This is a genomic window from Rhizobium sp. S96 (assembly GCF_030382195.1).
Taxonomy (GTDB): domain Bacteria; phylum Pseudomonadota; class Alphaproteobacteria; order Rhizobiales; family Rhizobiaceae; genus Rhizobium.
In genome coordinates, this window is sequence record NZ_JAUDRY010000037.1 from 148,785 (window position 1) to 173,666 (window position 24,882).

Sequence of the window (24,882 nt, forward strand, 5' to 3'; positions counted from 1 at the left end):
GGGCGTTTCGATTGTTCGATCTCTGCTTCGATCAGGCGGCGTGGCGGCTATATGCCATGCTCTGATGCGAAGCCTGCAGGTTGAACTGGCCGAGAAGCTGCATGAGCTTGGCCGCTTCCTGCGCCAGTCCGTGGCTGGCAGCCGTCTGCTCCTCGACCATGGCAGCGTTCTGCTGTGTCCCCTGGTCCATGGTGTTGACGGCCGTGTTGATTTCGGCGAGGCCCGTCGACTGCTCGCGGGTTGCGGTCACGATCGCGTCGACGTGGCGGCTGATCTCCTGCACCTGGCCGACGATGGCTTCGAGTGCCTTGCCGGTATCGCCCACCAGCGTCACGCCGGAGCGGACCTGAGCGTTCGAGGCGGTGATCAGGCTCTCGATTTCCTTGGCGGCATTGGCCGAGCGCTGAGCCAGTTCACGAACTTCCTGCGCGACGACGGCGAAGCCCTTGCCGGCTTCACCGGCACGCGCAGCTTCGACACCGGCGTTGAGTGCGAGAAGGTTTGTCTGGAAGGCGATATCGTCGATCACGCTGATGATATTGCCGATCTTCTGCGAGGACTGCTCGATTTCCGTCATCGCAGAAACAGCCTTGCTGACGATGTTGCCGGATTCCTCGGCGCCCGCGCGGGTCCGCGAGACGAGCTTGCCGGCATCCTCCGCACGACGGGCGGTATCCTTGACCGTCGTCGTGATTTCCTCGAGCGCTGCCGCCGTCTGTTCGACGGAAGCGGCCTGCTGTTCGGTGCGGCGTGCCAGACCGTCGGCAGCGGTGCGGATTTCCGTGGCACCGGCATCGATGGCATGGGCGTTGTTGCCGACCATCTGCAGCGCGCCATGAAGCTTGCCGACGGCCGAGTTGTAGTCGGTGCGCAGGCGGTCGAGGTGCGACGCGAAGGGCGTGTCGATGCGGTGGGCGAGGTTACCGTCGGAGAGCGCACCCAGGGCGCCGGCGAGCGCATCCACCGCATGGCGGATTTCGGTTGCCTCGCGGTTCTTCTGGACCTCACGGTCCTGACGCTCGCGCTCGGTCAGCGCGCGGCCGGATTCGGCTTCGCCTTCCAGCCGCTCGCGGTCGACGGCGTTCTTCTTGAAGACGGCAACGGCCTCGGCCATCGAACCGATCTGGTCGCGGCGCTCTTCGCCGGGAATGGCAACAGAAAGGTCGCCGGCAGCAAGCCTCTGCATGGCGGCCGTCATGTCGGTGACCGGGCGAATAATGAGGCCGTGCAGCAGCCAGGCCATCGCAGCGATCATCAGGCCAACGGCCAGGATCGTGGCAATGGTCGCGGCAATCCGGAACTCGTTCAGCGAGGCAAATGCCGCATCGCTATCGACGACGAAGCCGAGGTACCATTCAACGGTCGGGAGGCCGGCAACCGGCATGAAGCTGACGAGGACGTCCTTGCCCGCAAACTCGGTCTCGACGAGGCCGCTGGCGATCGACGGGGTGGCCGTCGGGAATGCGTCGGTGAGCGTCTTCGTCACCAGCTTTGCATCCGGGTGAATGAGGATTTGGCCGCTCTTGTTGACGAGGAACGCCGTTCCCTTGCCGCCAAGATCGATTTCCTTGATCATGTCGACCATCGATTTCAGCGAAAAGTCGCTGCCGACGACGCCTGCAAGCTTGCCATCGTGGCTGACCGGGACGGCAGCGCTGATGATAAGGTCGCCGCTCGATGCGTCGGTATAGGGTTCGGTCATGATGCTGGCGTTGGCCTTCACGGCATCCTGATACCATGGACGCTTGCGCGGATCATAACCGTCCGGCATCGGCAGCTTCGGCCACATGGTGAAGACGCCCTGCTCATCGCCGAAATAGGTGCTAACGAACTGGCTGGTGAGAACGTCGTTCTGAAGAACGCCCTCGACGCCCTTCTGGTCTGCGGCGCGGCCGATGGCGTTCGCGGCCATGGCGGTCAGCGTGACGCGGCCGTTCATCCAGTTGGCAAGGCTATGCGCGGCCTGCTCGCCCGAGGAGCGGATGTTCGCCTCGATCGCGGTGGTCGCGGAATCCCGTTCGACTGAGTTGATGTAGTAGGAGAAAGCGGCAAAAGCCGCGAGAACAACGGCAGACGCGGCAAACAGGATGCGCGTCATCAGGTTCGTCTTCTTCTTCAAGGAAATTTCCTTTCGGGAACGGTCCGCGTCGCTCAAGGCGGAACGCGGGCCACTCAATGCGGCAGAATGCTGGGGCAAAGCGAAGCAAGGCGCCTCATGCGCCCGGACGGCTGCGGCAAATGCAAGCCGTCACATCCTCATATTAGAATGAAATTTAAGACACGCTTAAAATTTGACGAAAATCAGATTTTTCTAACCTTAACGCCGCATGAAGGCCTCGAACGCGGCCCGCGCTTCGGCGCTGTGTAGCCGCGCCGAGAACTGGCGGGCCTCTTCGTCGATGCGGGCGATGATTTCCGCCTGATCGCCGCGAATGAGTTCGCGGGCGATGCGCAGTGCCTCCGGCGGCTTGGCCGCGAGTTTCGCGGCTGCCGACAGCGTTGCGGCCTCGACTTCGTCGGGCGCGCAGACCTTCCAGACCAGCCCGGCGTCCCTTGCCTCCTCAGCCGAGAACGGCTCGCCGGCGGCAAGCAAGGCAAAGGCACGCTGATGGCCCATGATACGCGGCGCGATCAGGCTGGATGCGGCTTCCGGCACCAGCGCGAGATCGACGAATGGCGTCCGGAACTGGCTGCGGGTTGAAGCGATCGTGAGATCGCAATGCAGGTTCATCGTCGTGCCGATGCCGATGGCCAGGCCGTCGACACCGGAGACCAACGGCTTCTCGGAGCGGACAAGCGCGTAGAGAAAATCGATGATCTCGCGCGGCATTCCGCCACCCATGGCAACGGCCACGAAGTCACCAAGGTCGTTGCCGGCGGAGAAGCAGCCTTCGGTGCCGAGGAATGCCGTTACCCGGATCGTGGCGTCGTCGTTGGCGGCGGTCAGGGCCTCCGCCATCGTCAAATACATAGCGCGGGTGATCGCGTTCTTCTTTTCCGGCCGATTGAAGCGAATGATCTGGACATCGGGATGGCTGGCATGCCGTTCGATGAGAATGTGCTCGGTCATCTGCATTCCTCAGGCAAGAGCAATTCTGGCGGCGGCCAGGCTCGGCGCGCCGCTTATCACGGCATCCTTCAGGGCCGTCACCTCGGGCAAGAGGTTCTCGGCGGCAAAGCGGCAGAGGGCCACGCGCGCTTCCGCGCCGCTATCAACGGCGGCAAGGCCTCCCTTGGCGAGGTAGCAGCCCGTGAGCACGAGACCGAAGAGACGCTGATATGGCGTGGCGCCGCTCAGGGCGGCCGCGGTGTTGCCGTCGGCCAGCTGTGTCAGCAGCCAGTCGGTTGCCTCGCCCAGATCGGTGATGGCAGCGTCCAAACGGTTTGCCGTCGAAGCGAAGCCCGGCAGATTGACGGCTCGCACTGTGTCAGCGATGCCCTTCAGCTCATCGATGAAGCCATGCACCTGCGCGCCACCCGACAATGGCAGCTTCCGCGTGACGAGGTCGATCGCCTGTATGCCGTTGGTGCCTTCGTAGATGGGAGCGATACGTGCGTCGCGCAGATAACGCGCGGCACCGGTCTCCTCGATGAAGCCCATGCCGCCATGGACCTGGATGCCGAGCGACGCGACATCGACGCCGACATCGGTGGAGAAGGACTTTGCGATCGGTGTCAGAAGCGCTGCCCGCTCCTGCCAATGCTGGGTATTGTCGTCGGCGCGATGTGCCATGTCGGTGGCGTGGGCGCAGCTGTAGGAGATGGCGCGCGCGCCTTGCGTCAGCGCCTTCATCGTCAGCAGCATGCGTGCGATATCGGGATGCTCGATGATCGGGCTCATGCCGGTTCCGGTCCAGCCCGGCGCCTTGCCCTGCGTGCGCTCTCTGGCGTAGGCGATCGCCTTCTGGGTGGCGGCTTCCGCAATCGCCACGCCTTCCATGCCGACAGCCAGGCGGGCATTGTTCATCATCGTGAACATGCAGGCGAGGCCCTTGTTTTCCTCGCCGACAAGCCATGCGACCGCGCCCTTGTCTTCGCCGAACCGACCGTCGCCGTAGATCATGGTGCAGGTCGGGGAACCGTGGATGCCGAGCTTGTGCTCCAGCGAGTGGGCAAAGAGATCGTTGCGGGCGCCGAGCGAGCCATCCGCATTCACGAGGAACTTCGGGACGAGGAACAGGGAGATCCCGCGGGTTCCGGCCGGAGCGTCCGGCAGGCGGGCGAGCACGAGGTGGATGATATTCTCGGCGGCGTCGTGTTCGCCCCAGGTGATGAAGATCTTCTGTCCGAAGATGCGGTAGGTGCCGTCGTTGCGACGTTCGGCGCGTGTCTTGAGTGCGCCGAGATCGGAGCCTGCGTGCGGCTCGGTCAGGTTCATCGTGCCGGTCCACTCACCGGAGACGAGCTTGGCGAGATAGAGGTTCTTCAGGGCGTCGGAACCATGCGTATAAATGGCCTCGACGGACCCCATGGTGAGTGTCGGGCAGAGCGCGAAGGCGGTCGAGCCGGAGTTCCACATTTCAAGAGCCGCAACATTGAGCATGTGCGGCAGCGCCTGCCCCCCGAACTCCTCGGGCGCGGTGAGCCCGTTCCAGCCGCCGGCGATCCAGTTCTTGTAGAGATCGCGCCAACCGTCCGGTGTCGTCACCTCGCCGTTTATTAGACGGGCGCCCTGCCGATCGCCAATCTCCGCGAGCGGGGCAACCTCGTCCGTCGCAAAGCGCCCGGCTTCAGCGAGAATGGCATCGACCAGGTCTTCACCGAGATCACCGAGCAGGCCGCTTTCGATCGCCTGTCCCATCCCGGCAACGTGCTTCAGCGTAAATGCGATGTCTTCGACAGGTGCCTTGTACATGGTAGTCTCCTCGCATGACCGCCTGGAGTGCGCGTCGCCTCAGGCTTCCTCCAGTGGCAGGGCTAATTGATTTTTACGTAAACGTCAATTTTAAACTCTTCGCTCTTGGCCTTGCGGCATGATGACATTTGCATTCGCTCTTGCGCCGCCGCACAAACTATCGTCATGGAAATTATCTAAAGACACATGCCGCCATCACAAGGGGACCGGCGAATATGGATACACTGCCCGCCAAAATACCGGGACTTGTCTGGGCCTACCGGTTCTCGCCGGAGGAAGGCAAGGCGGTGCGGCTACCGAACAGTGCGATGCAAGCGGACCTGACGGCGGAAGGCGGTTTCTACTGGCTGCATCTCAATCTCGCCGATGCCCGTGTCCCCGCATTGCTCGACACGATCGACGGCCTCAACGACGACGCCAAGGCGGCGCTGACAACCCGCGACACGCACGCCGCTATCACCGTCGACGAACAGATGCTGTACGGCACGCTCGTCGACTGCCAGCGCGAGTTCGATCAGGAGACTGCCGATCTCGGGTGGCTGCATTTTGCGATCTCCGACCGCTTCATCATCACGACGCGTCTGCAACCCCTGCGTAGCGTCGAGCGGGCGCGCGCGCTCGTGGAGAAGAACCCGGGGAAGTTCGAACGGCCTGTGGACCTGTTCGAGACGCTGGTCATCGAATTCCAGCGCACACTGATCGCGATCGTCATGGAAATGACGGAAGAGCTGAATGTGATCGAGGACTACGTCTACGACAACACGCCACGCGACGAGCGCCGCCGGCTGGCTCCGGTGCGCCGCACCGTTGTCAGGCTCCATCGGCACCTGAGAACGGTCCTTGCGCATATGCGGCGCGCTGCGGCCTCCCATGATGACGAGATGCCATTCGGCTTCGAGGACGTCGCCGGGCGCCTGACCAGCCGCCTCGAAACTGTCGATCACGACATCTACGCCCTGCAGGACCGGGCGCGGCTACTGCACGAAGAAATCGACTCCAAGCTGTCATCGGAGACGAACCGCCACCTCTACATTCTGTCGATCATGACGGCCTTCCTGCTGCCGCCGACGCTGGTAACCGGCTTCTTCGGTATGAACACGGCAAACCTGCCCTTCGCGCAGGGCTCTGGCGGCACCGAGTATGCCGTCGGCCTGATCATCGCCTCCATCGTGCTTGCCTGGTGGCTGCTCAAGCGGGTCGACATCCTTTAAAACAAAAGCCCGGCATCACTGCCGGGCTCGCGTTGTGACAAAAGGCCGGATCAATACGGCGAGACGCACTGCCTGCGCGGACCACTGTTCGGCTGGTAGGTGTTGTCATAGGCACGATACGAGCGATAGCGGCCGTAGCACCAATCGACATGGCCAGAGCCTGCAGGCGGCGCAGCGTAACGCGGCTCGGAGGCAATTGCACCGCCGATCACTGCGCCGGCACCAAAGGCTGCAAGCGGGAACCAGTAGCCGTTATAGTAGCGGTACCCGCTGCGATAATAGGGATAGCCTTGATACCCGCCATACCAACCGGGGCGATAGGCGGGACGGTATCCGGGATAGTAGCCTGGACGGTAACCTGGATAGTAGCCCGGACGGTAGCCGGGGTAACCGGGACGATAAGAGCAGCGACCGTAGCGGCAATATTGCACATTCTGGACATCGCCGGCCTTCTCGGCCTGCACTGCGGTGGGCATTGGCATCGCCTGTGACGGCGTAAAGCCCGCCACGAGCATGATGGACGAGATAATGCCAATAGCAGCCTTCTTAAATGAGCTGAGCATAAGACCTCCGATTCAGAACCTACGCGTAGCGTAACGCGCGCCGCGCAAACATGTTCCCGGCTGTCCCGCCTTCGCATTTCGCCGGCATTTTCTTTATAAGAGACATCGGATTAACCGAACATTAACCAGTTTTCACCACGCTCGTTCCATGAAGCGCTCCGGTGGAAATTTCCTTCTCCGCATCCTGCTTCTGGCGCTCGCGGCCGGAGCCCCGCAGCGCGCCGCCGCCGACGACACGCTGCCGTGGACCTCCACATCGAATTCGATCGTCGTCGATGCCTACGAGCTCAACACAATCGACTGGGAAACGCTGCTGTCAGACAAGCGTGTCGCGGCCTTCATCTCGAAAGCCTCCGATGGATTGCCCGAAAGCTTCTCCTGCACGGGCGATCACGCCGGCGATACCGTCGCCCACTGCAAGACGATGTGGCGCAAGTATGCGGTGAGCCGCGAGCTTTTCCAGACCCGACGGCTGGTCGCGCGGGCTGCCGGGCTGCTCTGGGGCGCCTATCACCTGGCCCGCCCCGGCAATCCGATCGAGCAGGCCAACCACTTCCTCGACTATGCCGATCCGAAACCGGACGAGATGATGATCCTCGACCTGGAGGGTATCGACCCGCAGAAATTCATGTCGCTGGAAGATGCGCAGATCTTTGTCGGCCATATCAAAGCGAGGACGGGGCGTTATCCCGTGCTCTACACCAATCACGACACGGCCAGCTACATCGCCGCCTACCGCAACGACTATCCTGTCCTGGCGCGGCTGCCGCTGTGGTATGCCCGCTACAAGCCGGAGATCAAAGGCGTGTTTCCGATGGGAAACTGGGACAACTACCTCCTCTGGCAGTTCTCGTCCGGCCTCAACTGCAGCAAACGCCGCTGTCCCTATCGCATTCCCGGGACGCTGACCGATATCGACGTCAACGTCGCGCCGATGGCCAAGGCCGATCTGGCGAAGGTCTGGGCACAAGGAAACCTGCTGCCCGCCCGAGAGCCCGATCCGCCGCTGATTCTCGCGAAGATTGAGTTCATGTCGCGCGAAGAGCCAGAACCAGTGGTTGCGGCCACCGCCCCGCCGGTCACCACAACCGACCCGATCGCTACGTCGTCGGTGCAAAAACCGGAAGTTAATGCATTGAATTATCAGGATTTCTAAATTAACGTCGATAGCCGATAGCATCGGGACGACCACCTACAGCCACTACGCAGCATTGTAAGACCGACGCCGCCGCAAGCGGATGTCTGGCCAAAATCGACTATACCTGTGATGCCCTCGGTCGCCTGCCTGCCCTTCGGGAAGGCGGAAGTATTCCGCCAATATGCGCAATAGAGGCAAGTATGCAGAATAAACGCATCGGCAAACTGAGAAAATTGGAGCCAGGTGACTTTTTCGGGGGGACCCGACCGAGCGGGGCGCTATTAATGTGTTTGGTAACGTCCGTTTCCCGCACGTTCATCAAGGCTAGGCGGATAACGACCCAAGAAAACTGCGTATTTGATCGCGATACAGGAGTAGAACTACTGAATGGCAAACCAACAGGAGGCTTCATCTGTTCGGTAGAACCATTTCCGGTTGAAATCCATAATGTCCTCCTTGGTCTTGATAGACGATATCGTTTGGGCACTGGGCCCGACGTCGCCAAGTTGACTGAAGCCGAACAGCAAACAATGCTGCTACTGGGCAATCATTTTGACAATAATCCGATAACCGACTAGCACCGACGCCCTAACGTCAAGTCGACACGACTGCTCCCGCGCCAGAACTTGGCGCGACGGCGGCTCCGCTGGAGAGCGGAGCCGGTCCCGGCGTTTCGTCAGGCGACGACCGACAGTTTTGCCTGATCGCCCTGCAGGCGATTGATCATGAAGTTCCCATACCATTCGAGGAACTGCATGACGCCGCCTTCGTGCAGCATCGAGTAAGGGCCAGGCTCGTATGCTGGCGAGTGGATGCCGAAGGCATTCTCTTCCACGATGCGGCGGTCCTGGTCGTTGGTTTCCGTCCAGACGTGAGTCAGTTCTTCGAGGTTGTAGTCGACGCCTTCGACCGCATCCTTGTGGACCAGCCACTTGGTCGTGACCGCCGTCTCGTTGGCGCTCAGCGGCAGGACGCGGAAGGAGATCGCGTGATCGCCGAGAATATGGTTCCACGTCGTCGGGTAGTGGAAGAGCAGCATGGTGCCGATCCGGTCAATCGTGACGTCCTCCGACAGCGGACGGCTGACGGCGCGCTTGCCCGACATGGTGTAGCTTTCGGCATCCTCGATCAGCGGCATGCGGGCTGTACGGAACTGGCCGTCGGGCGAGATCTGGAACTTGCTCGGCAGGCCCGCCGCCTCGCAACGCGCCCAGTGGCCGGCGATTTCAGGATCATCGGCACCACCGTCCGTACCCGTAACGCTCGGCGCCTCGGGATAGGTGCGGCAGAGTTCCGGGTGGTTGGCGGCGCAGTGATAGCACTCGCGGTTGTTTTCCCAGACCAACTTCCAGTTGCCCTTTTCGATGATCGTGCTCTGGAACGCGATCTTCGCGTCCTTGAGATGATGCGGCAGCATGTAGGGGGCGACCATGTCGCGGACCGGCTGGAAGTCCGGCGCCTTTTCGGCGAGACAGATGAAGATGTAGCCCGCGAAGTTTTCGCAGTGGACGGGCTTCAGACCGTAGCCGGTCTTGTCGAAGTCGTCGCCCATGTGCCGGGCAAAGGCGAGCGTGCCATCCAGGTCGTAGGTCCACTGGTGATAGGGGCAGACGAGACGGACAGACGAGCCGTGCTCCTTGGTGCAGACGCGCGAACCGCGATGACGACAGCTGTTGTGGAAAGCGCGAATGACGTTGTCGCGACCGCGAACGATCACCACCGGATACTGACCGATCTGCACCGTGAAATAGGCGCCAGGCTTCGGCAGCTCGCAATCATGGCCCATGAACAGCCAGTCGCGGTAGTAGATCATCTCCATATCGAGCTTGAAGTAGTCTTCGTCGATATAGAAAGGCTGCTCCAGGCTGAAACCTTCGCGCCGGTTCTTGAGCTGCCGCAACGCGTTGCTGCGAATATCCATCTGCATATCCTCGTCTGGTCGAACTGTTCCTGTCGAGGACGAAGAGGCAGGAAGCACGTCCTCCCTCTCCGCCAGGAGACCTTCTTCATGAGTTACATTTAATCATCGCGTATGCCGGGCTCGTGGCTGTAAAGCGACATCGGCTTCGAAAATGACGACAGGCAGCAAGGTATCGCGGGATCGCCACGCAGATCCGGCATCCACGCGGAGAATAAAGCAGTTATTGGCAATTGCGACATGGCAAAACCACTGAGCTTGATGGCGAAGCGTCGGCTGCTCAGCATAGGGCATCCTGTTTGCGACATGGTGTACTGTGATTTCTTACTCCGGGACAGGCACACGGGGCGCTTAACAGGCCGTTAAGCATGATTGCCTATCCTTGCCGCCATAGCAGCAGCATGCGGAATGCGGACCATGGCGAAACTTCGTTACTTCGACGTCAACAACGATACGACCGAGCAGGACAAATCGCCTGTTGTCGCGCATTCCGAATTCCTGCGCACAGGCAAGATCACGCGACACCGGGCACACTGGCTCGCCGCCGAGCGCCGCTATCTCACGCATGACGAAGTGGCGGAGGCAACCGGCCGCAAGCTGCAGACCGCCGGCGTGAAGACGCACCAGAACATCAACGGCTTTCACCGTTCGATCCAGTTTCCAAAGATGGTGTTCCATCGCACACTGAAGGACAGTCCGCATCTCGGCTACTGTCACGTAACGGCGGCGCGGACGAAGTTTGCCCAATACGAAGATGTCAGCTGGGCATTCTACATCGCCAATTTCTATGCCGACATCGGCGACAACGACAACTTCTTCGAGCGTATCGATGTCCAGTATTCCCGCATGTACTTCGCCGTCGCCATCCGGCCGGGCGAGCACACCGCGGAGAAGATGACGATCGATCGCACGGTGCGCGGCAACGGCCTGCTTTTCCGCACCCACGATCCGCAGATCGCCATCAAGAACGTGCTGCTGCTCGGTGCCCGCAACGAACAGCTCCGCGAGATCATTCGCCAGCTCTGACCGGGATCATTCGCCCGCTCTGATCGGGATCATTCGCCCGCTCTGATCGGGATCATCCGCCAGCTCTGATATTGATCGCAGCGCGCGGAAGGCCTATGGACTGCCGGATGGAAATCCGGGCGGCACATGGCTGATATCATCGACATCACAACAGACAGGCAGCAGGCCATTGATGCCGGCTGCGCGGTGCTCGGCGAAGGCTTCCCGATCGCGATCCCGACGGAGACCGTCTACGGCCTTGCCGCCGACGCCACCAATCCCGCCGCCATCACCCGGATCTACGAGACCAAGGGCCGCCCGCGCTTCAACCCGCTGATCTGCCACATGTCCGATCTCGCGATGGCCGAAGAGCATGCGGTGTTCGACCCTGTCTCTCGCGCGCTTGCGGAAGCGTTCTGGCCTGGCCCGCTGACAATCGTTCTGCCGCTGAAGGCCGAGAGCCACATTCACGCGCTGGCAACAGCCGGCCTCGATACCGTCGGCATCCGCGTACCCAAGGGCTTTGCTGGCGAGCTCATCCGCGCCTTCGGCCGACCGCTCGCCGCGCCAAGCGCCAATACCTCGGGCAAGATCAGCGCCACCAGCGCCGATCATGTCGAGGCGGACCTCGGCGGCAGGATCAAGCTCATCCTCGATGCAGGCGCAAGCGCCGTGGGCGTCGAGTCGACGATCGTAAAGGTCGAGGATGGCAAGCTCAGGCTGCTGCGTCCCGGCGGGCTGCCGGCCTCCGAGATCGAACGCGTCGCCGGACAGAAGCTGCTGCGCTCGAAGAAGGCGTCCGCCGCAATCGAGGCGCCCGGAATGCTCGCCTCGCATTATGCACCGGGTGCGGCCGTCCGCCTCGACGCAACGCAGATTGTGGCTGGAGAAGCCCTCATCGCTTTCGGCACGACCAAGGTGCCGGGCTCCGACGACGCCAGGATCGTCCTCAACCTCAGTCGTGACGGCGACCTTGCGGAAGCGGCCGCCAACCTGTTCGACTACATGAAGAAGGCCGACGCCAGCGGCGCGGCGACCATTGCGTTTTCCACCATCCCCGATGAAGGGCTGGGCGAGGCCATTAATGACCGGCTGCGGCGTGCCGCGGCTCCGAGAGAATAACCAAGAGGATCAAGGCTCGATGAGCGCAACCGTTACCCCCGAACTTCTCGACCGTTTCACGGCCATCGTCGGTGACAAATACGCATTGCGCAGCGAGGCAGATCTGGCCCCGCACCTGATCGAGAACCGCGGTCTCTACCACGGCTCCTCCCCTCTCCTGCTGAAACCGGCCAACGTCGAGGAAGTATCGGCGATCCTCAAGCTCGCCACCGAAACGGGCACCGCGGTCGTGCCGCAGACCGGCAACACCGGCCTCGTCGGCGGTCAAACGCCACGCGAAGGCAAGGCGGACATCATCATCTCGCTCGAGCGCATGAACAAGGTGCGCGATGTCGATCCGGTCGCGAACGTTCTGGTCGCCGATGGCGGCGCGATCCTTGCTGACGTACAGAAGGCCGCCGAGGTGCATGGTCGGCTTTTCCCGCTGTCGCTCGGTTCGGAAGGCTCATGCCGCATCGGCGGCAATCTCTCGACCAATGCCGGCGGTACCGCAGTGCTCGCCTATGGCAACATGCGTCATCTCTGCCTCGGGCTGGAAGTCGTGCTGCCGACGGGCGAGATCTGGAACGGGCTGCGCCGTCTGAAGAAAGACAACACCGGCTATGATCTGCGCGATCTCTTCGTCGGCGCGGAAGGCACGCTCGGCATCATCACCGGCGCGGTGCTCAAGCTCTTCCCGCAGCCGCTCGGCAAGCAGGTGGCCTTCACCGGCCTGAGTTCCGTCGGGGACGCATTGGCGCTGTTCAATCTCGCCTCCAGTCTCTGCGGCACCTCTCTGACCGGCTTCGAGCTGATGCCCCGCTTCGGCGTCGAGATCACCGCCCGCCACATCGACGGCGTGCGCGATCCGCTGGAATCCGTGCATCCATGGTATGTGCTGATCGACATCTCGACATCCGATTCAGCAGAAACCGCCGAACGCATGATGAACGCGCTGCTCGAGCAGGGTTTCGAAGCTGGCCTCGTCCAGGATGCGACGATCGCCGCATCGGTCGCGCAGCAGAAAGCCCTTTGGCACATGCGCGAGAGCATGTCGGATGCCCAGAAGCCGGAAGGCGGATCGATCAAGCACGATGTTTCGGTGCCCGTCTCGACCATCCCCCTGTTCATGCGAGAAGCCGGCGAAGCCGTCATGGCGGCGATGCCCGGCGCCCGGATCTGCGCCTTTGGCCATATGGGCGACGGCAATATCCACTACAACATTTCCCAGCCGATCGGAGCCGACAAGGCGGCGTTCCTCGCACGCTGGCGCGAGATGAACCATATCGTGCACGGGCTGGTGCTGACCCACGGCGGCTCGATTTCGGCAGAGCACGGCATCGGCCAGCTGAAGCGTGACGAACTTGCGTCGATCCGGCCCGGCATCGAGATCGATCTCATGCGCAGGATCAAGCGTGCCTTCGACCCGGCCAATATCATGAACCCGGGCAAGGTCATCAATATCGACTGATCACACGACGATCCGCCCGGCGCGCGGATCTCGGCCTGCCCGGCTTAGCCCAACAGGCCCTTGCTGGTCGTCGTGCCGCCATTGGTGAGGATGGTCAGAGCCGGAGACGAACTCGTGTTGTTTGCGAGATCGTACATCGCGGTGAAGCGCTTCATCAGCTTGTCGACCTTCTTGGGGTCCTGGAGATCGTCGAGATTGACGAACTTCTTCAGCATGGTTGCCTGCTTGTCGACGTCCATGCTGGAGATCTGGCTCGGCAGGCTGAAGGTCGTCGTGATCACCTGGAACAGCGCCTTGTCGCCCAGCAGGGTGTAAAGCGAGGTGATATCCGGCGCCTTGCGGGCGAAATAGAGCGCCAGACGGACGCCGTCGTTCGTTTCGCCTTCCTGCGTTTCAAGCGTCTGCTGCACATAGCTTTGCTGTGTGCGATCTTCCGCGCCGGTGTTCTGGATCTTGCCGATCTTCGCGCGCGTCAGGTTGCCATCGGTATCGAAGTTGAAGTCCGATACGATCTCCTTGAAGATGGATGCCGCCTTGGTGTTGAGGTAGCTCTTCGGATCGGTGGGATCGGACGTGAAGATCTTCTTCAGCGTATCCTTGTCGTACTTTTTTGGGTCGAGGCCGTTTGCCTTCAGAACAAGGCTGGTGAGCTTGTCGTTGGACAGGAAGTCATCGAGCGATCGCACCTCGGCCATGCCGTTGCCGAAATCGTTGACCGCCGTCGTGGCATCCTTCGAGGCCTTGTCCTTCAGCGCGCCATCACTCATGCCCATGAGCGCGCGAGACTTGTAGTCGGTCGCGTACTTGGCCATCACGGCTGGCGACAGCGCCTGGACTTCCGGCGCAATCTTGCCGTCGGTGCCGAAGTTAAAGGCGCGCACCATGTTGGTGATGCGATCATCCTTCAGCGATGCGACATAGCCCTTGGGATCGTACGGGTCGCTCGCCAGCAGCTTGCGCATCATCGTGCGCGACACATCATTCTCTGTCAGACCGTAGGCGCGGAGCGCCATCTGATAGGGATCGGGAAGGCTGTCGTTCGACTTGTCCTGATCGGCCGTTGCGTTGGTACGCATGAAGTCGTCGATCTTGTTGACCTTGCCGTCGGCCAGCCGCTCCTTGTAGTTGGAGACAGCATCATCAATCGCCTGCTGCTGAACGTTCTCGTAACGGGCGTTATAGAATGTGGTGATGGTCGCCAGCTGTCCGATGCTCTGCGGCCCGGACGAGGCGGCCGCCGATCCGTCAGCCGCAAAGCTGAATGCCGCGTTGAGGCTGTCGAGGCCGTTGCTCGCCGCAAAATCCGGGTCGGTGAGAACGCTCTTGAGATCCGCATCGCTCAGGCTGGACGGCACCTGATAGGTGGCCCTGATGAAGCTCGTCATCTTCTGGTCGGCGAGCAGGCTATCGACATTGGCGATCGTGCTGATCTTGCCCTTGTAGTAGTCCTCGTTGTCGCTGACCCGCGTCACAGTCTGGCGAGCCTGGCTGGTCGTTTGCGCCCACGTGTTGTCCGCTACGCTGCCATCGGCGTTGAAATTGAACGCCGCGCGTACGGCATCGTATCCGTGTGCAGTGGCATAGGTGGAATCCGTCAGGATGCTTTTCAGATCCGCATCGCTCAGCGACTGTGAGAGCCCGTAGGCATTCTTGATGTAACTCGTCAGCCGGGTGTCGGAGATCAGGTCATCGACATTGGTGACCTTCGCGATATTCGTCTGGTAATAGCTAGCGTTGCTATCAGCCTTGCTCTGCATGGCCGATAGCTGCTCGGAGCTCTGCGGCGTGTAGGTCGACGTGCCGGTTGCGATCGTGCCGTCCGAGTTAAAATTGAACGCCTGATTGACCGCATCGAAGTTGAGCGAATGCGCGTAGCTGGGGCTGATGAGGACCTGTTTGAGCGCCGCATTGCTGAAGCTGCTGCCCATGCCGAAGGCTGTCTTGATGTAGGACGTCAGCCGGCTATCGGCCAAAAGATCGGTCACATTGGTGATCGTCCCGATCTTGGACAGATAGTAGGCCTTGTTGTAATCGGCAGCGGCGGGCGTCACGATCGACGGCGCGGTCAGGTTATACTGTTCCATGACGGCGTTCTTCTGGGTGTCTGTCTGGGCCGTGCCGTTGACCGTGCCATCAGCATTGAAGCTGAACTGCGCCGCCAGCGCCTTGTATTTGGCATTGCCGTTGACGTTCACAAAGCTCGTCGGATCGCTGACGTCGCTGGTCAGCACCTGCTTCAGGAAGTCCGTTGAAACATAGGTCGGATCAATGCCGTAGGCCTTGAGAACATAGTTGCGCAGTCGACTGTCGCCGACGAGACCGGAGACGGTCTGCACCTTGTCGATCGCATTGCTGTAGTAGGTCGTCTCGGTCGACGCTGCCTTGCTCTCGTCTGCGAAAGACTGCGTGTAGAGACCGATCAGGTCATCTTCCTGCGCACTGCTCTGCGCGTCCGACGTCGTATCGCTGAAGTTGAAGGCAGCAGCGAAGTCCTTGTAGCGGGTGTCGGTCAGCTTGTTCGCGAAGCTCTTGGCATCCGTCAGGTCGCTTTCGAGCACCTTCTTCATGAAGCCCTTGGCGTAGGTCATGTCCTCCAGACCATAGGCCTTCATTGCATAGCTATAAAGACGGTAATTGCCGAGAAAATCGTCTACGTCTTTGACTTTATTGATGTTCTCTTTGTAGTAATCGGCATCCCGCTTGACCGTCGCCTGCGAGGCAACACGGTCGAGGCTCTTCTGCATGTCGCCTGACAGAATATTGTAGGCCATCGAAGCGGAAATCATGGGACGCCCTTTTTCGGCAAAGTCTTCAAAGAATGACGCATAGGTTCTGCCTCATTTTGCTATGAAAACCTTACCCGAGACTTACCCCCGGCCCGTCGCAAAACGGCACAGGCCGCGTTCACCCTCCGGAAACCTTGCCACGTTCGGTTTTGATAACCATCCAAGGAGGCAAAGTTTTCTTAACCGCGATTTTTAAGCTGTCTCGAACAGGCGGCGCCTATTGTTCAGCCATAGAGGGCGAAAAGCCCCGAGGAGAAGACCGGAAACCGGCTCTCAGGTAAGACAAGGGTAGAAATGAACATGAACAACACCGTTATGAAGCCCGCATGGGCTGGAACGACACTGCGTCTCGATCCGTCGCGCTTTCCTCAGCAGGTGAGCTACGCCATTCACGACTCCACAAGTGACGTCAGCATAACGATCGACGAACGCGGCGCCATCCTGCGCAAGATCCTTCCCTCGAGCGGACTGCCGCTTTCGATCGCCCTGCCGAAGCGCGCCTTCAAGGGTGTTGCCGCCCGCGCCATCGATCATGGCAACGGCGAAGTGACCGTGACGCTTGAACTGCACCATGAAGACCCGGAACTCTGCGTTCCGCTGCTGGTCGCCCACGACCTTTCGGATATCGCCGCCGACTGGCGCGGCTGGTCCGAGGCCTTCCGCATCCCGATGCTGATGGTCGAAGCCGATGGCGTTGCCCGCCCGCTGGAAGAACACCTCGGCGACCTGCGCACCAACACGCTGAAGCCACGCCGCCGCCACTCCTACTTCGCCAACCGCCGCCCCCGCTTCCTTGTGCGCCGCACGACCGGCAAGCTCGGCGTCGCGATGAAGATCGAAGGCAAGGAAATCATCGCCCGCAGCTAGGCGGTACCGATCGGATCAAAAAGCCCGGCCATCGCGCCGGGCTTTTGCGTTCGTGGCCTACGGCAGAACGAACAACAACGACAGGAACAGACCAGCGAAGATGATCAGACCGACGCGATTGTTCGACTTGAACAGAGCCAGGCACTGATCGGCATCGTTGATATCAAGCGTGACGATCTGCCAGGCGAACATGCCGGCGGCGATCAGCAGGCCGAGATAGGCAATGACGCCGACGCCTGCGAGCACGAAGGCCGCGAAGGTGAGGATCAACATCAGGCCATAAAGCCCGACCAGCCACTGCTTGGTCTTGTCACCGAACAGTCGAGCGGTGGAGCGTACGCCAATCAGCTCGTCGTCTTCCTTGTCCTGATGGGCGTAGATCGTGTCGTAACCGATCGTCCAGACCACCGCGCCGATGTAAAGCAGGATGGGTGCAAGCGAGAGGCTGCCGAAAATGGCGGCCCACCCCATCAGCGCGCCCCAGGAAAAGGCGAGCCCGAGGAAAAATTGCGGCCAGTCGGTGAAGCGCTTGGCGAAGGGATAGAGCGCGACGATCGCCAGCGACGCGATGCCGAGAATGACGGAAAACCAGTTGAGCTGCAGGACGACCAGTAACCCGACCAATGCCTGCAGCACGATGAACAGCTTGGCCTGCGCGCGCGTCACGCGGCCCGACGGCAAGGGTCGCGAGCGGGTGCGCGCCACTTCCATATCGATCTTGTGATCGACGAGATCGTTGTAGGTGCAGCCGGCGCCGCGCATGGCAACGGAGCCGATGAAATAGAGGATCAGATGGAAAATCAGCTGGCCACCGGAAAACAGGCCGACATGAGCAGCGGCATTTGCCGCCATCGCCGCCGACCAGAAGCAAGGCCACATCAGCAGCTGCCAGCCGATCGGCCTGTCCCAGCGCGCGAGCTGCGCATAGGGCCAGAGCCACGGGGGCAAAACCCTGTAAACCCAGTTGTTGGAAGGCGCGTCCGCAACGCGCCCGTTGATTCCGCCGATCTGTTGCATGCGGCCATCTAGCGACGCGCGAAGCGGATGGTCAAGGTATAGCCCGACGGTCCGCGACAATACGCGCGCCCGGCAGAAAGCCGCGAAAGCTTTATCGCTGGTTCCACCGTCTGATGACCGGCTCGGTCAAATCATGTTCGTAGCCGAGGATGCTGATGCTGGTGGTGTCGAGGATGAAGCGCGAGCCATCCTGCGCGGGCAGCCCGAGCCAACGGGCCGCGAGCACACGCAGGAAATGCGAACTCGAGAAGATCAGAATCGGGGCGTTGGCCTGGCGGAGCTCGGCAATGATCTTGTCCGCCCTTGCGCCGACATCGGCTACGGTCTCGCCATTCGGGCAGCCGTCGCGGAACAGCTGCCAGCCGGGCCGTCCGGCAAGGATTTCCTTGGTAGTGATTCCCTCATAGGCGCCGTAGTCCCATTCAGCGAGATCCGGCTTGATGACGGCATCGGTATCGTACCCCGCAAGCCGGCAGGTGTTTCTTGCCCGTTGCGACGGGCTCGACCACACCGCCGAGACGGAGAGGCCTTCAAGGCGCGCGGCGAGCTTGCGCGCAGCCTCCTCGCCATTGGCCGTGAGGGGAATATCGCTTCGTCCGGTATGTCTTCCCGAAAGGCTCCATTCCGTTTCGCCATGCCGGACGAGATGGATCTCGGGAAATGCGCTGCTCATGCGTTCGCCCTTTCCAAGAAGAAAAGGCGCGGTCGTGCCGCGCCTTCCCGGTGGCTTACAGTATCACCTTTTCCAAAGGCGGGCGCGTTGCCTCGAACTCCTTCAGCTTCGTCTCGTTCTCCGCGATGTAGTTGCGGTTATCGGGGGTGGAGAACTGGTTCTTGGAGATCTGGATCTGCATGATGAACAGTTCGTCCCAGCGGAAGCCGATCTCGGACCCCGCCAGATAGAACTCCCACATGCGGAAGAAGCGTTCGTCATAGAGTGCGACCGCGTCGGCCTTGCGGGCCACGAAGCGCTCGCGCCAATGGCGCAGCGTGTAGGCGTAGTGCAACGGCAGGACTTCGACGTCCCTGACCAGCAGGCCAGCACTCTCGATCGGCGGCAACGTCTCGCCGATCGACGGAACGTAGCCTTGCGGGAAGATGTACTTTTCGATGAAGGCGTTGGTTCCAAAGCTCGGTTTCGGGCGGGCGATCGAATGCAGGACCATCACGCCATCATCGGCAAGCAGCTCATGTACCTTCTTGAAGAACCTGCCGAAGTTACCGATGCCGACATGCTCGAACATGCCGACCGAGACGATACGGTCGAACTTCTGGCCGGTCATCGTCCGGTAGTCCTGCAGTTCGAAGCGAACGCGATCGGCAAGGCCCCGCTTTTCCGAACGCTGCCGGGAGATCTTCAGCTGCTCTTCACTGAGCGTGATACCGGTGAGATCGAGACCGGGGGTCGCTTCGGCAAGGTACATGCCCATGCCACCCCAGCCTGAACCGATCTCCAGGACGCGCTGGTTGGGCTCCAGAAGCAGCTTGGCCGCGATGTGGCGCTTCTTGGCGACTTGCGCCTCCTCGAGGCTGATACCCGGAGGGTTGAAGTAGGCACAGGAATACTGCCAGTCCTCGTCGAGAAACAGTTCGAACAGACGCTCTGACAGGTCGTAGTGGTGGGCAACGTTGCGCTTATTGTGATTGATCGGCAACCGGCTCTTCAGTTGCTGCAGGGCGATGCGGCCGATCAGCAGGGCCGCCATCGGGATATCGAAGATTTCGTTGGTGGTGTTCTGTTTCACCATCTCCAGAAAGTCATAGATATTGCCCTGTTCGAGAATGAACCGGCCGTCCATGTACATTTCGCCGAGTTTGAGGGTCGGGTCGCGGCGGATCAGTTTTTCCGCTTCCTCGTCGGCGATGCGGACGATCACCAGTTCACCGGTTCCGTCCCCTACCTTGTGCGTCTCGCCATTGGCGAGAGTGAGCTTCAAATTACCCTTGCGGATGAGTTTTTGGACAATCGATAAGAATGCCGACGCCATGAATAAGGCCTCGCAATGTGACAGGATAGTCCCCTCAACTTAGTACCTCTCTCCCGCCTTACAAGCGCCGTATTTCGCACCTCGGCAACATGGTCGCCGAAGTGTGACATTTTTGCAAATCTGCCTGCTAAGCGCTTATTTCCGCTTCATGGCCTCGGCCAGGGCGGCACCGAATGCACCCTGGCTCTCCTGCTTCGAAGGCGCCGAACGGCGGTCATTCTGGCCGCGAACCGGCGGATTTCCGCGCGACTCGCCGCGTGGCGCCGGAGCCTGTGAGCCATCGTCCTTGCGCATCGACAGACCAATGCGCTTGCGCTTCGCATCGACCTCGACGACCCGAACCTTGACGACATCTCCCGCTTTCACAACTTCGTGAGGATCCTTGATGAAACGATCGGCAAGCTGGGAGACGTGAACCAAACCGTCCTGATGGACGCCAATATCGACGAAGGCGCCGAAGGCAGCGACGTTTGTTACGGTGCCTTCGAGCATCATCCCCGGCTTCAGGTCCGAGATCTCGTTGACGCCTTCGGCGAACGTCGCCGTCTTGAAGCTTGGGCGTGGGTCGCGGCCGGGCTTTTCGAGTTCCGCCAGAATGTCCTTCACCGTCGGCAAGCCGAACTTCTCGTCGATGAACTGGCGCGGATCAACCGACTTCAAAGCCGCGCTATCACCCATCAGCGAGCGCAGGTCACGGCCGCAGGCAGCCACGATCTTCTTGGCAACGCCATAGGCTTCCGGGTGAACCGAAGAGGCATCGAGCGGCTCCTTGCCGTCGCGAATGCGCAGGAAGCCGGCGCATTGTTCGAACGTCCGCTGGCCGAGGCGGGCAACCTTGAGCAGGTCGCGACGGGTCTCGAAGCGGCCTTCGCTATCGCGGTGCTTGACGATCGCGTCGGCAATCGAGGCACCCAGGCCGGAAACGCGCGAGAGCAATGGCGCGGAGGCGGTGTTAAGATCGACGCCAACGGCATTCACCGCATCTTCGACAACGGCATCAAGCGAACGCGACAGCTTCTGCTGGTCGACGTCGTGCTGATACTGTCCGACGCCGATCGACTTCGGCTCGATCTTGACGAGTTCGGCCAGCGGATCCTGCAGGCGGCGGGCGATGGAGACGGCACCGCGCAGCGACACGTCGAGATTTGGGAACTCAAGCGCGGCGGTCTCTGATGCGGAATAGACAGATGCTCCTGCTTCCGAGACGATGACCTTCGTCGGCTTCGGCGCCGGAAGGTCGGCCAGCATGTCGGCAACCAGCTTCTCCGTCTCGCGGCTGCCGGTGCCGTTGCCAATCGAGATCAGCTCGACATTGTGCTTGCGGATCAGCGAAGCGAGCTCGATCTGGGCGCCGCGCACGTCGTTTCTCGGTTGAAACGGATAGACGGTGGATGTCGCAATCACCTTGCCGGTGGCGTCGGTGACGGCAACCTTGACGCCGGTGCGGATGCCCGGATCAAGACCCATGGTGGGGCGCGAGCCGGCAGGGGCCGCCAGCAGCAAATCTTTGAGATTGCGGGCGAAGACGTGGATGGCCTCTTCCTCCGCGCGTTCGCGAAGCTCGCGCATCAGGTCGAGCGACAGCGACATGGATAGCTTCACGCGCCAGGTCCAGCTGGCGACCTCCATCAGCCAGCGATCAGCAGGGCGGCTGTTGCCGATCTCGTAGGCAGCGGCGATCATCCGCTCGACCGGCTTGTTTGGCGATACGGTCTCGGCGTCGGCCTCGATCGTCAGCGTCAGCAATTCCTCGTTCCAGCCGCGCAACATGGCCAGCGCGCGGTGGCCGGGCGCGGTTGCCCAGCGCTCGGAATGGTCGAAATAGTCGGAGAATTTCTCGCCCGTGGCCTGCTTGCCATCGACGACCTTGGCCTTCAGTAAGGCGGCGCTGCGCATGTGGGCGCGCAGCTTGCCAAGCAGTTCGGCATTTTCGGCGATGCCTTCGGCAACGATGTCGCGCGCTCCTTCGAGCGCGGTCTTCACGTCGGGCACATCGGCGGTGATGTAGCTCTCCGCCAGCGTCGCGGGTTCCTTGGAGCGATCGGCAAGGATGGCTTCGGCCAAGGGACCGAGGCCGCGCTCGCGGGCGATCTCGGCGCGGGTGCGGCGCTTCGGTTTGTAGGGGAGATAGAGATCCTCGAGCTCCGCCTTGGTGGCCGCGCCGGCGATCTTGCCGGAGAGCTCGTCTGTCATCTTGCCCTGGCCGGTGATCGACTCCACGATCGTGTCGCGGCGCGCTTCCAGCTCGCGCAGATAGACCAGTCGTTCCGCCAGATTGCGCAGCTGCGTATCATCAAGCCCACCGGTCACTTCCTTGCGGTAGCGCGCGATGAAAGGCACCGTCGCGCCTTCGTCCAGCAGCTCGATCGCCGCCTTGGCCTGATCCGGCCGGGCGTTGATTTCAGAGGAGATGACAGCGGCAAGCGAACGAAGATCAGCGGCCATGAGAGTTCCTGCGTTTCACGAAAGTTGCGGGACCATAGCGGCGAAAAGCGGCAAGGCAATGCCCTAGTCGGGTTTCCACAGCGGAAGAGTAGCGATCGGGTTATAGGCGGTCTAGCGCCGGAACGTTGCACTCCGCCCCTCTGTCGACCTTTCCTACCTCGCTAGGCGATCATCGCGCGGTCGCTCGGCAAGGGCTTCGGCGCCGACGTCGCCTTGATTGCGCTCCGAGTTCGATTTCGCCCCGCGCTCTTGGCTTCGTACAGCAGCTTGTCGGCCCGTTCATAGAGTGTCACGAAGTCCTCGCTACCGAAAAGACCCGTCACGCCCATGCTGGCGGTTACGGGCCGCCCGAGGCCCGACACCGTACGGGCGACAATCGCGGGAATCGCCTGGCGCCGAAGCTCGGCTTGGGTGTCCGCATCATCGCCGCGCAGAAGAAGCACGAATTCTTCGCCGCCAAGGCGATAAGCGCGAACACTTGGGCCGGCTTGGAGCGCGTCGGCCACGGCCTTCAGCACCTCGTCTCCGACGCTGTGCCCGTTTACGTCGTTGATCGTTTTGAAATGATCAATATCGATGACAGCCAATGCGGCGAAGCCATCGGTTCGAAGCTGCTCGAATTGCCGCTCGATCGCCCGCCGGTTCAGCAATCCGGTCAACGGGTCTGTTTCGGACAGTCGTTCGAGCAATTCGGCTTCGTTGCGTGCGCCGTCTCGTTCGCGCTTGATGGTGACGAAGCGCTCTGCCACGCCAAGCGTCGTGAAAACGACTTCACAGACACAACCGATATAGAACAACAGGGTGGCGTCGGTGCTGTGCAACCAGGGAACGACGCCCGTCACCAGACGGATCAATCCGACCAGAACCATCGGCGTGTAACCGACTGCCTGGTACCTCGCGGCGCGGCTGCCGCGACGCAATGCATCGATCACCGACACCATGAAGACGATAAGCACCGGCGCGAATGCCGCCGTGTACGCGCTCGACTGGATGGGGCGCGCAACAAAGGGAAAGGCGGCGTGAAACGCGCTCAGGAATATTGCCCATGCCGCGCAATAGGGCAGCAGGCGGCGCAGCAGCGGATGCATCAATCCCGATTCAACGAAGCTATGGGTGAACATTGCACCCGATGCGACCGTCATCCCGAAGATCGCCGTCGTCATCCAGCTCAGCGTCATCGCTGGAGGATCGAACAGCATGACCGACAGGCCGGATGACACCAGAATGGTCATCAGCAGCGACAATGTGAGAGCCGAGTGCCAGAGGACGAAGGGTTCGCGGAGCGCCCGATAGAAGGCTGCGTTGAAGATGAGAGGCATGACGAGCATGCCGGCAAGTCCCGCCAGAACGAGCAGGAACCGCATATCACCGATGCTGTCGGCTGCGTCTTCGTCTTCGGGTGCGACATAGGCCCTCTCCAGCGTCATTCGGTGGCTCGGCAGGTCAATTGCGACGACGACCTGCCGGGTCTCGCTGGTCACATCCGGCAGGGAAGCCTTGAAGTAGCCGCCGGCCATCGAACTCGACAACGCGGCGGCGGGAATGGTGTTTTCGCGCACCGTGCCGTCCCGATCGATTGCAAGCAGATGCACTGCCTCAAGTGCGCTACGCCTCGAGAGGAGATATCTGGGAAGGGTATCGCCGGAAATGTCGAAGCGAAGAAACACGCGTTCGGCGTCGATGGAGAATTCCCCGGTGCCGCAGGACCATCGCTCTTCGTTCCGGGCGATCGCGACCACGTCTTCCGACAGACTGCCGGATGCCCAGCAAGAACTGCGAATCTTAGACGAATCCGCCGGGCCAGCCGATGCGGCGCTGAATTGCACCAGCATCACCAGTAATAGGAAGGCCGCCGAAAGCGTTTTTCGAAGTCCGCTCGAAGTCATCGCTCCCCGTTACGGCAAAATGCTTTTGATGCCGTTAATCACGGGGAGGGAGCGCCGGTTTCGGCTTGCCGAGCAGCCGACCAAGTTAGGCGGAGCGCAAATTGCTCATCAGCGAGAGGAGTTCCACATGGCGGCACTGGGCCGACAACCGGCACCGTTGGGAGCGTGCCGTCGCCTTTACTCAGCGTTTCGCGATCGGATTCAGGTTCGCGGTGACGCCAGTTCGTAGGCAGATGACAATCTTTCACCAACGACGCCATCAAGCTGCCTCCGACAAATCAGGCTTCGTGGCGATATTCCCACTTGCCTTCCGAGCTTAGTCGTCGCCACGTCTTGCCGCTCGTCGGTGTCCACGTGCCATCAATCGTCTTTACGGGGGCCGATGTGTAGCATCGTCGCCAGTGTTGTGGCTGATCGAGGCCCCAGAAACTGCGCAGAAAGTTGAAGAGCAAATTTAGCATGGCAACAATTATGTCCGTCTAGTCGGGCTCTGTCGCGTGACATCGGCGTGACGCCTACGCCTCCACCGCCCCGTCATCGGTTGTCCGCTTCCGGCCGATAGCCGACATCGACGGTCGGCTGCTTTGCGCTATTGGTGGTTACTGAATTCGAAGATTGAGGGCAGCGTCGG

The 24,882-nt window shown here is 61.1% G+C and carries 17 protein-coding genes; 6 read left to right on the plus strand and 11 right to left on the minus strand.

The window, feature by feature from the left end:
• Window positions 1-31: 31 nt before the first annotated feature.
• The 3 genes from mcpU to QTL94_RS25615 all read right to left on the minus strand — a co-directional run bounded on the left by mcpU (window position 32) and on the right by QTL94_RS25615 (window position 4,855).
• Window positions 32-2,119 carry a methyl-accepting chemotaxis protein McpU gene (gene mcpU, locus QTL94_RS25605; protein WP_289803469.1) on the minus strand — a complete coding sequence of 696 codons (2,088 nt, stop codon included), beginning with the start codon at window positions 2,117-2,119 and terminating at the stop codon, window positions 32-34.
• A gap of 198 nt (window positions 2,120-2,317) precedes the next feature.
• Complete coding sequence (locus QTL94_RS25610) at window positions 2,318-3,070, minus strand: crotonase/enoyl-CoA hydratase family protein (RefSeq protein WP_289803470.1); 753 nt, start codon at window positions 3,068-3,070, stop codon at window positions 2,318-2,320.
• Between the two features lie 9 nt (window positions 3,071-3,079).
• Window positions 3,080-4,855: an acyl-CoA dehydrogenase family protein gene (locus QTL94_RS25615; RefSeq protein ID WP_289803471.1), complete on the minus strand. Its 1,776-nt coding sequence runs from the start codon at window positions 4,853-4,855 to the stop codon at window positions 3,080-3,082.
• A gap of 215 nt (window positions 4,856-5,070) precedes the next feature.
• Between QTL94_RS25615 and QTL94_RS25620 the strand changes: the two genes are divergently transcribed.
• A complete protein-coding gene (locus tag QTL94_RS25620; RefSeq protein ID WP_289803472.1) occupies window positions 5,071-6,066 on the plus strand; it encodes a transporter in 996 nt (331 codons plus the stop codon).
• 50 nt (window positions 6,067-6,116) lie between these two features.
• Here QTL94_RS25620 and QTL94_RS25625 read toward each other — a convergent pair whose 3' ends face one another.
• Window positions 6,117-6,629: a BA14K family protein gene (locus QTL94_RS25625; protein ID WP_289803473.1), complete on the minus strand. Its 513-nt coding sequence runs from the start codon at window positions 6,627-6,629 to the stop codon at window positions 6,117-6,119.
• 148 nt (window positions 6,630-6,777) lie between these two features.
• Here QTL94_RS25625 and QTL94_RS25630 point away from each other — a divergent pair, with 148 nt between their 5' ends.
• Window positions 6,778-7,785 carry a glycoside hydrolase family 25 protein gene (locus tag QTL94_RS25630; protein WP_289803474.1) on the plus strand — a complete coding sequence of 336 codons (1,008 nt, stop codon included), beginning with the start codon at window positions 6,778-6,780 and terminating at the stop codon, window positions 7,783-7,785.
• A 658-nt stretch (window positions 7,786-8,443) separates the two neighbouring features.
• On the opposite strand, the gene QTL94_RS25635 is transcribed toward QTL94_RS25630, so the two are convergent.
• Window positions 8,444-9,688, minus strand: a complete 1,245-nt coding sequence (locus tag QTL94_RS25635; protein WP_065690234.1) for an aromatic ring-hydroxylating oxygenase subunit alpha — start codon at window positions 9,686-9,688, stop codon at window positions 8,444-8,446.
• Window positions 9,689-10,102: 414 nt separating this feature from the next.
• Here QTL94_RS25635 and QTL94_RS25640 point away from each other — a divergent pair, with 414 nt between their 5' ends.
• From QTL94_RS25640 to QTL94_RS25650, 3 genes are all read left to right on the plus strand, one after another.
• Window positions 10,103-10,711: a DUF6656 family protein gene (locus tag QTL94_RS25640; protein WP_289803475.1), complete on the plus strand. Its 609-nt coding sequence runs from the start codon at window positions 10,103-10,105 to the stop codon at window positions 10,709-10,711.
• A gap of 126 nt (window positions 10,712-10,837) precedes the next feature.
• The gene (locus QTL94_RS25645) at window positions 10,838-11,812 is read left to right on the plus strand and encodes an L-threonylcarbamoyladenylate synthase (RefSeq protein ID WP_289803476.1); all 975 of its coding nucleotides are present in this window, start codon (window positions 10,838-10,840) and stop codon (window positions 11,810-11,812) included.
• A 19-nt stretch (window positions 11,813-11,831) separates the two neighbouring features.
• Window positions 11,832-13,262 (plus strand): FAD-binding oxidoreductase, encoded by a 1,431-nt coding sequence (locus QTL94_RS25650; protein ID WP_289803477.1) that lies wholly within the window; start codon window positions 11,832-11,834, stop codon window positions 13,260-13,262.
• A 44-nt stretch (window positions 13,263-13,306) separates the two neighbouring features.
• Here the strand turns inward: QTL94_RS25650 and QTL94_RS25655 are convergent, their stop codons facing one another.
• Window positions 13,307-16,048, minus strand: a complete 2,742-nt coding sequence (locus tag QTL94_RS25655) for a DUF1217 domain-containing protein (protein WP_289803478.1) — start codon at window positions 16,046-16,048, stop codon at window positions 13,307-13,309.
• Between the two features lie 300 nt (window positions 16,049-16,348).
• Here QTL94_RS25655 and QTL94_RS25660 point away from each other — a divergent pair, with 300 nt between their 5' ends.
• Window positions 16,349-16,915: a DUF6101 family protein gene (locus QTL94_RS25660; RefSeq protein ID WP_289720170.1), complete on the plus strand. Its 567-nt coding sequence runs from the start codon at window positions 16,349-16,351 to the stop codon at window positions 16,913-16,915.
• Window positions 16,916-16,972: 57 nt separating this feature from the next.
• Here the strand turns inward: QTL94_RS25660 and ubiA are convergent, their stop codons facing one another.
• The 5 genes from ubiA to QTL94_RS25685 all read right to left on the minus strand — a co-directional run bounded on the left by ubiA (window position 16,973) and on the right by QTL94_RS25685 (window position 24,104).
• Window positions 16,973-17,932, minus strand: coding sequence for a 4-hydroxybenzoate octaprenyltransferase (gene ubiA / locus QTL94_RS25665; protein ID WP_289803479.1), 960 nt, complete (start codon window positions 17,930-17,932; stop codon window positions 16,973-16,975).
• Between the two features lie 91 nt (window positions 17,933-18,023).
• Window positions 18,024-18,605: a histidine phosphatase family protein gene (locus QTL94_RS25670; protein WP_289803480.1), complete on the minus strand. Its 582-nt coding sequence runs from the start codon at window positions 18,603-18,605 to the stop codon at window positions 18,024-18,026.
• Window positions 18,606-18,660: 55 nt separating this feature from the next.
• Entirely contained in the window at window positions 18,661-19,920 is a 1,260-nt protein-coding gene (locus tag QTL94_RS25675) for a cyclopropane fatty acid synthase (protein WP_289803481.1), read from the minus strand.
• A gap of 135 nt (window positions 19,921-20,055) precedes the next feature.
• The gene (locus QTL94_RS25680) at window positions 20,056-22,365 is read right to left on the minus strand and encodes a Tex family protein (RefSeq protein ID WP_289803482.1); all 2,310 of its coding nucleotides are present in this window, start codon (window positions 22,363-22,365) and stop codon (window positions 20,056-20,058) included.
• Window positions 22,366-22,526: 161 nt separating this feature from the next.
• Window positions 22,527-24,104, minus strand: a complete 1,578-nt coding sequence (locus QTL94_RS25685; protein WP_289803483.1) for a sensor domain-containing diguanylate cyclase — start codon at window positions 24,102-24,104, stop codon at window positions 22,527-22,529.
• Window positions 24,105-24,882: the final 778 nt, after the last annotated feature.